We start from the raw sequence: 12,960 nt of genomic DNA on the forward strand, positions 1-12,960 counted from the left end.
AGTGTAGCGCAAAAAAGGAAATGGAATTATAGCTTTAAAAGCTTAAAGAGAGATTAAAAAATAAGGGGTTGGAGAAATATTATATGAATATTATATGAATATTGGTGTAATATTTGGTGTAATAATATATGAAAAATGTAGGAGATTTAGGGGGAGGAGGTTTAGAGAGAATGAGAGAGAGAGAAAAAAAGGGGGGGGGATTAGCGTTTAAGGGGATATATTTAATTTTTCTTTCGTGAAAGTGAATTTTTTGATTTGCATAATAAATACAACTTTTGCTCTCTTTTGCCAAAAACTGCTTATATTTGTTTTTTACAAATTAAAACTATCCAAAATAAATTTGAATGATGCAAAAAATAAAAAATCTAGATTCTTATATTTTAAAGCCTATTTTCTGTAATTTATAGCAAAAGTAATGAGAAAAATTCACAAAAAAAGATTATAGAACTCTAGTGCTAAGCTCCATAAATTCTTATGTATCATAAGAAATTGCAAGGCTTAAATCCGTGTTTTAGTATTTTCCATAAAGATAAGACTAATAGCCCATAGCCTTTAAGCTCCAAAATACCTTAATAAATAATTCTACTAGAAGCTATTTTATTTCTATGGCAAGATTTTAAAAAACCTTAATTTTAAGTAAGATAAGTGCATTTAGAGCCTTTTGGCAAAGGTTCTTCTAAAAAATCGCTATATTGCTCAGAATTTTCAAGAACAAAAAGTTTTGGGCGTGAATTCCTTGCATTTACAGGAGGTGCATCTCCATCACTAAAGATGATAAGCCCATCATATTCCTTGTGTGCTTCATAGTATCTTATCACAGGCTCAAAATCAGTCCCGCCACACCCTTGCACTTTCACGCATTTTTGTGCCTTTTTTAGAGTGATTATCTCACCTTGTATCTCTGTATCAAACTGCAAAACATCAAGCCTTTCTATGCCGTATTTAAAAAATCTATTGATAATATAAAAGAATTTTTGCAAGGCTTCATTGCTAATAGATGCGCTCACATCTACCGCAATTAAAAGCTTAGTGCTGAACTCATAAGTGCTACCAAAATATGCAAAGCCATAGCGACGACTTGGCTTATTTCTCACAAGGCGGCGTTTGCTTGAAAGGATAGAATGTCTAAAAGCCCTTAGATACCGCCGATAATCCATCTTAGCCTTTAAAGAAAGCTCTAGCAATCCTATAAAATCGCCCGAAATTGTGCCAAATGACTTTGCATTACGCAAGACATTTTCTACAATGGAATTTATAAGCTCTGCTTGTGTTTCATCATCTTGCCAATTTTGCGTGCAAGATTTAGCTATTTTAGAGAGATTTAAATCCATAAGGCTTGTAGATTCAAAATCTATGGATTGTGCTTGTAAATCTTCTAAATCCTCTTGCGTGTCTTCATCAAAGCTTTCTTGCATTTCTTTTGACAAATTCTCTAAAAGTTTTCTATAATACACTTCAAACGCACAATTCTTTTCTAGTTTAAAATGCTCTGGTTTTGGCAAATTAAGATAAAACTTGCAATTATCAGTGATTGTAATCGTGCTTGCAAGATAGAGTGCCACTCTATTTGCATTAATAGGCTGTCTTTGATAGGGGTGATTTAATGCTATGCGAAACACTTCTAGCTTTAAAAACTCTTCTAGTGCGTTTTGGCTTAAATCTTGGCATAATTCTTTATCATATTCTATTAAGCCCTTACCGCTTCGCATAGGGACTTCAAGACTAGATTCCTTAAGTGTATGCGTGCAATAAATCTCAAACAAAAAGGGCTCACTCAAAAACCACGAATCTATAATTTTTTGAAGCTTTTGTTTTAATTCCATTATTTTGCTTTCATTTATAATGAGCTTACAAAGCTAATGATTTTTTGCTGTAAGCTTGGAGTATGCATCATCACAAAACTCGCTACTTTAGGATAAGTTTGGTTTACAAAAAGATTAGTAAAATGCCCTAGCACTTCATTTGCCTTTTTCTCTTGTAAATAATCAAAATAAAGTTCAAAATTTTTGGCTATCTCTTTAGCCTCGCTCTCTTGGTAGTTTTGGTTTTCAATATAGCGGAATAGCGAGTCATTGATTTTTGTAAAATCTAGAATCTTGTATTTATCTAGCTTTTTTTGCACTTTGGTAAAATGCAATAAAATCTCGCTTGCACTTATAAGCTTATTGCCCTTATAAGTTTCTACAAACTTCACACCCGCTCTTATGCCTACAATACCACAAATTGCCTTTTTATAAATATCGCTGCTTATATCCTCAATCTCTTTAATAATGCTAGAAACTCTCACCCACGCCCTACGATCTGGGAATTTATCAAGCCCAAAATCTTCTATTCCTTCTTGTGTGTCAAGCAACTCTGGATTTTCTGTAATAAAATCAATGATTCTAGAATCTATCTTGGCACTATCTGCCCACAAAAGCCACTCTTCTATGCTTGGAGCAAATTCATAAATATTAAAACGACTGCTAAGCGCTGGATCAAGATCGCTTAGCTGGTATTCATCACCAAAATTCACCGCACTAATCACACGCGATCCCTTTGGGAGCGATCTACCTGCTAGGCGTTTATTAAGTGTTAAGTCCATAACGCTTTGTAAAATCTCTGGCCTTGCGCGATTAAGCTCATCTAAAAAAAGCACGATTGGCGTATCATCAAGCGGAAACCAAAAGGGTGGGATAAACTCCGTATGTCCGCTTTTTTCATTTTTATGCGGTAAGCCGATAAGATCGCCTGGATCACTCATCTGCCCCAAGAATAATATAACAACCTTTAATCCCTCTTTAGTAAAATAATCTTGAATGATTTGGGATTTACCAATGCCATGTTTGCCTACTAGCATGATATTTTGCTCACTTGGTGTGATTTCTAAAATCTTTTTTAACTCGGTTGTATTGATTTTTACTCCCATTGCTATCCTTTATTCTTGTATTTCTACATATGGTTTATCTAATTCTTTAGCCACTTTCTTTGCAACAGAATCTTTTGTGCCATAGATAGCTTTCAAAGGGCACTCTTCAAAACAACTATCAGCCTTTTTTAGAGTTTCTACACTTGCAGGGATTGTGATACTCTCTAAACCAGCGCATTTAAATACTCCATCTTCTATCTCTTTTAGCTTATTTGGCAATACCACACTCTTAAGCGATCTGCAAAATTCAAACGCAGCTTTACCTATGTGTGTAACGCTATTTGGCAATACCACATTCTTAAGCGAGTTGCAACAATAAAACGCTTCTTCACCTATGTGTGTAACGCTATTTGGAATATTGATTTGCTCTAAATCATAACAGCAGGAAAAAGCAGAGTTGCCTATGTAAGCAAGAGTGCTTGGAAGCTCAACTTCTTTAAGCCTGCTACAAAACGCAAAGGCGTCTTTTTCAATCCTTACTACGCCCTCGCTAATCTTAACATAGACTAAAGATTTAATATCTCTAAGTGCCTCTTCTGGGATAGATTCTACATCTTGTGGGATTTGCACTCTAAGATCTTTTAGATTTGATGATAAAAATGCTTTCTCTAGTTTTGAAAATTTCACATAAGGGATACAATGATTTAGCGCAAAAGCCCTGCTATGGCGTATATCTTTATTCTTTTTAGTGAAATCTTGCAAACTCTCAAAAGTGCTTTCTTTATCTACTATAAGCTTTACAAAGCTTTCAAACTCTTCTTTAAAGGTAGGATTTTTGATTTTTATCGTGGCTAGAAACTTTGTGCGTTGTTGAAATTGCAAAATACAAACGATTTTTTCTTGATCGCATTTTTTAGTTTCTATATTGCATTCTACCCCATAATTTTTAGCAATCTCTTGTAAAATGGATTCAAAGCTCACACTCATAATTTCAGCTACTTTTTCTTTTTTAGCCTTGTTGAACATATAGCCTTTTAAATGTGTGCGTATAGATTCATTCACCCCTTTTGAATAGCAATCTTTCTCGCTAATTCTATAATTTTTATTTTCAAAAGCTACTTTTGGAAGATTTGAATTTTTAAAAATATCTTCTGGGATTGCGGTGATATACTCTGGGAATGTAATGCCCTCACTTGCGTTTGTAATAGCAATAACAGCCTTCCTTTTTTTCTTACTATAAAGTATATTATTTTCATAGCCAAAATATTCGTGATTTTTAGAAATATGAATGTGTTTTAGCTTATATGCTCTTAAAAACGCACCTTCTCCAATCTCTTTTAAACTATCTGGCAAACTTATCTCTTCTAAAGATTCACAATTACGGAAAGCATGCTTTTCTATAACTTCCAATCCCTCATTAAAATTTAGTTTTTTAAGACTAGAGCATTTATCAAATGCGGTTCTTTCAATCGTTTTTAAGCTTGTTGGGAAATTTATCTCTTTTAAGGATTTACATTTATAAAAGGCATTCTCTCCTATAGCTTCTAACCCTTCATTAAAATTTAAGCTTTTAAGGCTAGAACATTCTTTAAATACCTCATACCCAATTCTCTTTATACACTCTGGAAAACTCATACTCTCTTGTATATTAGCAACAGCAATAACAAATTTGCTTTCCTTATTATAAAGCACATTATTTTCATAGCCAAAATATTTATGGTTTTTAGAAATATGAATGCGTTTGAGATTATATACTCTAAAAAACGCACTTGCCCAAATCTCTTTTAAACTATCTGGCAAACTTATTTCTTCTAAAGATTCACACCCAAGAAAAGCCCGAGATCCTATGCTTTCTAAACCCTCATTTAATTTTAAACTTTTAAGGCTAGAGCATTCACTAAATGCCAATTCTCCGATACTCTTTAAACTATTTGGTAAAATTATCTCTTCTAGGGATTTACAACTCCAAAAGGCACAAACTTCTATAACCTCCAATCCCTCATTCAATTTTAGTTTTTTAAGTCTAGAGCAATCATAAAATGCATATTCTCCGATACTCTTTAAACTATCTGGCAAACTTATCTCTTCTAAGGATTCACACTTGCGGAAAGCATGCTTTTCTATAACTTCTAATCCCTCATTTAGAATGACTTTGCGTATTTTTGTATTGTATTTAAATGTATCCTTTTCAATGACTTTAATATCCTTTGGAATCACTACCTCTTCTGTATCAAGTCCTAGTGATTTTACTTTTTCTTTTGTTAATTCCATGGTTTTCCTTAACTTAGTTTTCTTTACAAATTCAAAGATAAACTATAACTTTTTTTATATGATATTAATCACAAATTGCAAAAACTATACATTGTATTTAATTTTTAGATTCTAGTAAGTGGATTGCTTCGTCAGCTTCGTAATGACACAAGGGAAGCTTCCTTTATTGCAAAAGAAATTATCGTGGCGATTAGGAAGAAACTGCTTGTCAGTTTCAGGTATCCTACTCTCGCCTAAGATAATTTACTTTTGAATAAAGGCTTCTGCGCTTTATGGATTTACACTTCGCTACGCTCGTGGATAACGCTACGCTTCTCGCAATGACATCCCTCCCATCATCACAACTCTTGCAAATCGTTTTTTTGATATAATCTAAATTATAAAACATAATTTTACTATAAGGATAATTCATGACGCTAGAAGAATTAGAAACCATAGGCGATAAGATGTTTGATGCGATTGATGATTTTTTAAAAGTCATCAAAACCGGAAATTTAAAGAAAGTAAAAAAGGCGGTAGAGACTTTCCCCATCACTCATGCACATAATTCTAAAAAAACCCATATTGCATATGCTCCTGTATCCGCACTAGCTTATGCGGGACTAGCATATGAGAAGACACAAAGCTTTGAAGTGATGGAATATCTTGAAAGCTTGGGGCTTAGGGCGGATTATTGTAGTCCGTTTTACACAGGACATAATGCACTTATCGCCTATATTGAGAATAAAGGCACAAGCGATGCAGTGATTAGGTATTTTTTAAGCAAGGGTGCAAGTTTTGAAGTGTATGATAAAGATGATGGCGGGACGCCTTTGCATTCTTGGGCTAGTTTTAATGAAGCGAGTTTTTTAGAGCTAGCCCTAAAGCATGGGGCAAATCCCAATATCAAACGCATTAAAGGTGAGGAGAAGTATTCTTGGGATGAGATAGGTGCTACTCCTTTAATCCATGCAGCATTTGCAGATAAAAAACCTGCAAGCGCAGCACTAAAAGTGCTTATAAAATATGGTGCAGATATCAATGCTGCCTATTGCGGGCTAGACTATGAGCATGATTATAAAAAATATGCAGAGCCTGAAACTCCGCTAGATAATGCTTTTAATAATGCTCCAAATAAAAAGTTTTTAAAAAACTTAGGGGCTAAGACTTGGGAAGAGTTAGTAAAAGATTATGAGATTGATACAAGCCTACCTTATGAAGAGCAAGTGAAAATGTATGAGGAAAAAAGAAAGGATGTGAGCTTTACCCCAAAGGGTGAGATTACAGACATTAAAGAAGCGTTTAAGAATCTAGATAAAAAGGCTAAAAATATAAAAGAAGAGATTCTAAATATCCTAAAAGCCCAATACAAACTTTGGAAAAAAGATAAAAAGGTGAATGAAAAAACTCTTAGCTTTAGTGAGGATTTGCTAGAGATTTTAGAATATGATACGAAAAATCTCAAAGGAGCTTGTAAAAAGGCTTGGATAAAAGATTTAGAAGAAGAAGCAGATGCGATTTATGATTCTATGTATAGCTTTAAACTAGAGCGTGATAATCCAGAGAAGTTTAAAAAGCTTGAAGCGCGTATCCAAAAGGCAATTTCTTTAGAATATGCCATTATGGAAAAGCTAAAATCATTAAGAGCTAATCAAAATATCGCCTCTCTTTCAAATAAGGAGATTTTAAAAAACTATAAAGAGATTTTTGAGGGTGCTTTAGAAAAAGAGATTGCAGAAATTTTGTTTGTAGTTTTACAAAATGATGATGAAGAGAGTGCTCTTGAAATCATCAAAAAAGCATGCAAAGAGGATTTAATTGATGAAGATTTTGAGATTTACTTACCAAAATTAAGGTTAAATACGCCAATTCTAATTGCAGTAGCGTTTTTTAATCGTGCAAAAATCATCGCCTATCTTTTAGAGCAAGACTATGAAATAGATAGATCAGACTTTGGGAATACGCCACTTTTTCTAGCGGCTAAAATGGGACATATAGAATCTGCTAAAGTTTTAATTAAAAAGGGTGCGGATATAGATTATATCAACTGCTTTAATGAAAAACTCCTGCTAGAAACAATTCTAGCAAATCTCCCACAAAGCACCGCAATGTGTGAGCTTTTAATACAAAGTGGCGCAAAGGTGGATAACAAGATGCTAGAAGCCACAAAGGCAAAGCTAAATGAGGCAGAAAATAAAGAGCAAGAAAAAGCCATTTTAGCGCTGATTGCCAAAATAGAAACCAACCTTTAAGGCTTCAAATTCATTTTTCTAAGGAAGCCCAATGCACTACACAAGCTATGAGAAAAACAAAATTACTTTTTTTGAGATAGAAAACACGGATGAAAATTTTTTGGATACTTTTATGAAAGTTATGCAAAAAAGTCCCTTTAGTGTGGAGATAGAAAAGGATATGCAAATACCAAGCTTCTTACAAAAAGACGCCTATACTATGCAAATTATTCAAAATAGCGATGAAGTGCGAATCTTACGCTTGGGTGGGCTTTGTGTATGGTGCTATAAAGATGGCAAAACTACGATTATTTTTGATTCCATACACCCTATGTGTGGCTATATTTTAGAAAACGATTTTTGCAATCTCTATGAGCAATTTTTAAAGGGCGAGTTAAATTTGGAAGAGGAAGATGATGACTATGAAGATGATGAAGATTATTATGATTTTAATGAAGATTATGAAGAGGTAGAAGAGGAAGAGGAAATTAATTACACTAGAGATGATGAAGAGGATTTAGAAGAGGAAGAAGATTCTTTTACACCATCTACAAACTTTAATGCAAATAGCTTAAATATTAGCCTAGAAGATTTTCAAGCACTCGCGCAACAAATGAGTAAGCATTATGCCTACACTCAAGAAGAGCTAGAAAAGCTAGGCAAACTTAGACAACGCTCTAAAGCCCTAAAGCTTAGGGCAACACTGCTAGAGCAAAAAGCCTTTAGAAGAGTTTGTAAGCTAAGTCTAAAGGAGTTTGAAAAATTAAGTGCTAAAGAGCTAAAAGCATATCAAGAGCATATGAATAAAGAGCTTATAAGGGTGGTAAAAGAGCTTTTATTGCATGAATATGCTAGTAGCCAAAAAGACAACATAAGCGTGATTGCATTTCACTCTGCCCTGCGTCCTATTGCTCATGATAATGAGGATATTGCCCTAAGGGAATTTCATAATAACTCTATCATTCCAACAAAAAATGGCATAAGGCTTCTTAATGAGACTAAAACTTATTTAATCAATCTAGTAAGTGCGGGTGCAAAAGTGGATAGAGAACTTGCAAATCTTGCTATGCAAGTGGCAAATACCTATACTTCTTTAAGCTATCAACGCCTCCAAAACAAAGACAAAAATATCAGCGATGAAAAGGCTTTAAGACAAATAGAATCTTTGCCACGCCATAAAATGCTAAGTTCTATCAATTTAATCTTGCAAGCTTGCGTGTATCAAAACTACCAACGCATAGATGCCCTAAGCCAAATCCAAGATGAGCTAAAAGAAGAATGGAACGATGAGGGATATATAGAAATGTTTGTGATTAAGCATGGCAAAAAGTATCCTAAGCTTCTAAAGTACAAGTACATAGATTCTAGCTTAAATGATAGAGAGCTAGAAGGAATCGCACAAAATCTACTTAGCAAAGCACTATCTTGTAATGCAAAACCTATGAATAGCTACAAAAAGGCTAAAGAAAATTTCAATCAAGATTCTAAAAAAGATTTTTCATCGCCACTTAAAATGATAGAAAACACAGAATCTACAAACACACAAGATTCTAAGCTTTCAATACTCTTTTTACACAAACAGCCAACACGCTCTCCTAGCTTTTTAAAAGAAGATGAAAAAGAAGCAATCAAAAAGATTTTTGAACTAAAAAGTGTTACAGAGATTTCACAAATGCATTTAAACGCTCTTGATGATTTGTTAGATTCTCTTATTAAAAATCTTTGCGGTGCTTATACCACTGCTTCACATTTTTTAAGCAAGGAGCAAAAACAAGCCCTCTTAGAATCTAGAGCCTTTCAATGGCTTTTTGATGATGATGTGGATGAAAGCATTTTTGAATATATGTATATTCATACACTTTTTTATGGGAGTGAAGCCTTTAGCACTAGAGATTCTGTAAATTTATGTATGCTTTTAGATAAGCCCTTTCAAGTTACTTGGGAAAATTTTATTTTGCTTTTATGCACGGGGGTTAAGATCAAAAAATCCTATATTAAACATATCAAAAACGCAAAAAATATTTACAAATACATGCAATTAAGCCTAGCACAAAACTATAATGAGAACTTTTCATCTTTTAAAGATAAGGCCTATACTACAAGCAGTGGAGAAAAAATCGTCCTCAACAACCTAAGAGCCTTGCAAAATACAAAAGATTTTTTACATTCTAGCAATACCTATAGGCTTTTAAAACAGGTCTTAAAACTCCTTAAAGAATTACAAGGCGTAGGAGAAAGGACAAGGCATTTAAAAGATTATCCCTCTTACATAAAATTTCAAGAATGTGAGTTTAGAGCAGAACTCTTTATCTATGCTTTTATAGATGAAAAAATAGAGTTTTTAGCTTATGAAAGCTTGGATAAAAAAGCGCATATAGATGAGCGTGTAGCTAAGATCGTGCAAAATTTAGAAATAGGAAGTGTGCATGTAGATATAGAACCTATTATAGAGTTTTTAGGGCTTAGCCCATCTATCTATCTTCTAAATTCTCGCATAGATGATACAACTTTTAAGCTAGAAAGCACACAATATAGGCTAAAGATTAATTTAAGAGATTTTAGCAATGCCAAAAATTGCGATGAAGCCAAAAAAGCATTTTTAGACTTTTTAGAGCGGTGCAATATTTCTCAAATCATTTTTGCAAAAACTACAGAAATAACAAACAAACTTTTAGGCGAACTTGGTGAGTCGCGTAATATCGGTAGAGGTATAGGTATAATTGCAGGAGAAAAAATAGATGATATGCCTTATAATATAGTCGGCTTTAAGTTTTATAATACTTACAGAGATGATGTGGCACTTATTCACATAAAAAGCAATGAAGCGCTTGAATTTCTTATAGGAATCTTGCAAGAGCAAGATAAAAAGTATAATAAAACATCTTACCAGCTCATCGTTGGTGAATATGACACACAAAAGATTGATGGCGCACTTTGGCTTTATGCTTGCTCTTACAAAGAGCAAGAGTTTATAAACAAAGCACATTATCAATACTTCATCGGCGATACAGAATCTTTTTGCCACGACTTTTTGGAGGATAAAAACTACTTTGATTTTGGCAAATATAGTAAGATTTATCTAGGCTATTGCGTGAAAAATAAAGCCATTAAAAAGCTAGATTGGCTACGCGGAAGCGTTTTTGATGATGAGTATTTTACTAAAAATAAGAAAAGATTTTGCAATATTTACACAAAGCAAGAAGATTCTACACTTACTATATTATTCAACACAAAGGGGTATTATGAATTTAAATTTCCAAAATTTATCTATGATTTTTTAGAATCTAAAAGTAATGCAAAATTTAGCACTCTCACAAAGGGGCTAAATTATGGCTTTTTTAGTTTAAAGAAAGAACTAGATTCAAAAACTCCAAAAATCACACAAGAGCTAGCAAAGCAAATCATAGAACAAGAGGAGCTTTTTTCAGTCTCTTGGTATGAGAGGAAAAAAGAGAGTTTAGGCGAATATATGCTAGGAATTTGGTGGGATAAGAGTGTGCAAAAATATGAGGTTTTTAGAACGGGTGAGCGTGCAAGTATAGAGCATGAAAAAGACTTTGAGAAAGAAGATGAGGCAATACAATATTTGCTTGTGCAAAATTATATTGAGCTTTATAAGGGTGCCAAACGAAAGGGAATGGATGAAAAGAATCTAAAAAAGTCATTGCAGGATTTGCAATACCCATTCATTTGGTATGATGAGCCATTAAGGCCTGTGTGTGCAGGTATTAGGCGTGAAAATAATACCTATGTAAGCTTTATAACAGATTCTAACGCACAAATCATAGAGTATAAAACTTTAGTATTTAATGAGGAATCAGTTGCACTTTATGCCCTATTTAATCGCACACGCACTTTACACAATCTTCCAAAACAAGAAATGTTAGGAGAAATATTAGATATGAATAATGCCGATGATTTGCTTTTTAAAGCAATTATGACTAGTGATTTTGAGCTTTTTAGACAAGCACTAGAGCAAGGGGCAAATATAAATGGCAAAGTTAATGAAAAGCAAGAGCTAAGCGAGTATGCTAAAGAAGATAATATCTGTGAAGAAGGTGCGTATTATTATGGGTTAGCACTCTCTCAAGTGCTAGGGTGTATAGGGTTAGATGAAAATTTTAATGAAGAAGAATTCAAAAAGGAGAATGAACAAGCCTTTAAGATTCTCTATACTATGCGGGATTTAAAGCCAAGTGATGAAGCGCAAGAGTATGCTAAAGTTGTGCTAGAAGATACACATGATGATTGGTGGTATGATGCTTATAAATGGGCTAGCGATTGCGGTTATAAAGGTGATTTGGACGATGAAGAGGCTATTGAAGCTTGGCTAGAGACTTATAAACCTTTAAAATTCTTTGGTGTCTTAGGCAAAGAGCTAGGATTTAACACAAAGCTAAGTAAAGACAACAAAACACAAAAATCCAATCTAGATACACAAAATAAACTTTTTGAACTTATAAAGAATAATGAACTTAACGCACTTAAAGAGTTTTTAAAAGATTATTCCCTGCCTAATGTATTTCTTGATAAATACAGCTCTTCTCTTGGTATGCACTTTACCTATTTTTGCCCTTTTAAGACTTTAGCTTATGCAGGATTTGCATATGAAAAAGCTCAAAGCTTTGAAATGCTAGAATATTTTGAAAGCTTGGGGCTTAAGGTGGATTATGAGCATTTAATAAACTCTCCAAAATACGATCATTTAGGAAAGAGAAGCGAGAACGCACTCACATGTTATATACAACAAGGCGGAAAAGAAAGCAAGGTAATAGAGTATTTTTTAAACAAAGGAGCAAAATTTGAAGTTTATGGAGATGACTATAAGACTCCATTGCATTATTGGGCTGGTTATAATCAAGCACAATTCTTAAAAATAGCATTAGAATTTGGAGCAAATCCTAATAGTATTCAAAAAGAAGACAAGAGGGCGACTTGGAATCATACAAGCTACACTCTTTTGCATGAAGCTGCATTCTGCAATGATACACAAATAGAAGATTCTAGTAAGTATTATGCTGGGTGGGATTGCAATGTAAGAGTTGGGGCAAGTATAGAGCTTTTAATACAATATGGGGCTGATGTGAATGTGGTTGATTATAAAAAAGAAATTGATGAAAATGGGGAGCTTAAATACCATGAGCCAGAAACCCCATTAGATATAGCTAAAGAGATGATAGAATTTTATAAAAATGACAAATTAGCTAAAAAAGTAGAACTTTTAAAAAATGCGGGTGCTAAAACTTGGAAAAAATTAGTAAAAGAATACAATATCGATACAAGCCTAGAAGTGCCAGAGCAAGTTAAAATGTATAAAGAAAAAAGAAAAGGTAAAGAGACGATTATAAAAAAGATTTACAAAAAATTCTTTTCCTAGCACATACAACAATAAAAAGTCTTAATTCTAAGCTTAGCAAAACTTAAAAGCTTGGGGATAAAGAGGCTATAAATGGTAGCTAGATATGATGATGGTGAATTTGCCCCACTTGGAGTTGTATCGCATGAAGAAGCCATTACATATCCCATAGAAAATGAAAAAATTTTAGAAGAGGATGAGGAGTATTATTATACTGATGCACTAAGCTCTAAAGAATTAGAAAGTGTGTATAATTATTTTGAAATATGATTTAT

6 protein-coding genes are annotated in these 12,960 nt (G+C 33.5%); 3 read left to right on the plus strand and 3 right to left on the minus strand.

The genetic code is table 11. The features are described from left to right. Nucleotides 1-632 precede the first annotated feature (632 nt). Genes EBF09_RS06700 through EBF09_RS06710 form a run of 3 tightly spaced genes read right to left on the minus strand, consistent with a single transcriptional unit; the run spans nt 633 to nt 5,119 of the window. Entirely contained in the window at nt 633-1,823 is a 1,191-nt protein-coding gene (locus EBF09_RS06700; protein WP_121764358.1) for a VWA-like domain-containing protein, read from the minus strand. A 14-nt stretch (nt 1,824-1,837) separates the two neighbouring features. Continuing rightward, nucleotides 1,838-2,908 carry an AAA family ATPase gene (locus EBF09_RS06705; RefSeq protein ID WP_121764359.1) on the minus strand — a complete coding sequence of 357 codons (1,071 nt, stop codon included), beginning with the start codon at nt 2,906-2,908 and terminating at the stop codon, nt 1,838-1,840. A 9-nt stretch (nt 2,909-2,917) separates the two neighbouring features. Beyond that, the gene (locus EBF09_RS06710) at nt 2,918-5,119 is read right to left on the minus strand and encodes a leucine-rich repeat domain-containing protein (RefSeq protein WP_121764360.1); all 2,202 of its coding nucleotides are present in this window, start codon (nt 5,117-5,119) and stop codon (nt 2,918-2,920) included. 410 nt (nt 5,120-5,529) lie between these two features. On the opposite strand from EBF09_RS06710, the gene EBF09_RS06715 reads away from it, so the two are divergent. The 3 genes from EBF09_RS06715 (at nt 5,530) to EBF09_RS09100 (ending at nt 12,955) form a co-directional block, all read left to right on the plus strand. Then, the gene (locus EBF09_RS06715; RefSeq protein WP_121764361.1) at nt 5,530-7,350 is read left to right on the plus strand and encodes an ankyrin repeat domain-containing protein; all 1,821 of its coding nucleotides are present in this window, start codon (nt 5,530-5,532) and stop codon (nt 7,348-7,350) included. Between the two features lie 31 nt (nt 7,351-7,381). Then, nucleotides 7,382-12,706, plus strand: a complete 5,325-nt coding sequence (locus EBF09_RS06720; protein WP_121764362.1) for an ankyrin repeat domain-containing protein — start codon at nt 7,382-7,384, stop codon at nt 12,704-12,706. Nucleotides 12,707-12,778: 72 nt separating this feature from the next. Next, nucleotides 12,779-12,955 (plus strand): hypothetical protein, encoded by a 177-nt coding sequence (locus tag EBF09_RS09100; protein ID WP_157978178.1) that lies wholly within the window; start codon nt 12,779-12,781, stop codon nt 12,953-12,955. The last annotated feature ends 5 nt before the right edge of the window (nt 12,956-12,960 follow it).

The organism is Helicobacter burdigaliensis (assembly GCF_003670295.1).
Lineage (GTDB): Bacteria > Campylobacterota > Campylobacteria > Campylobacterales > Helicobacteraceae > Helicobacter_D > Helicobacter_D burdigaliensis.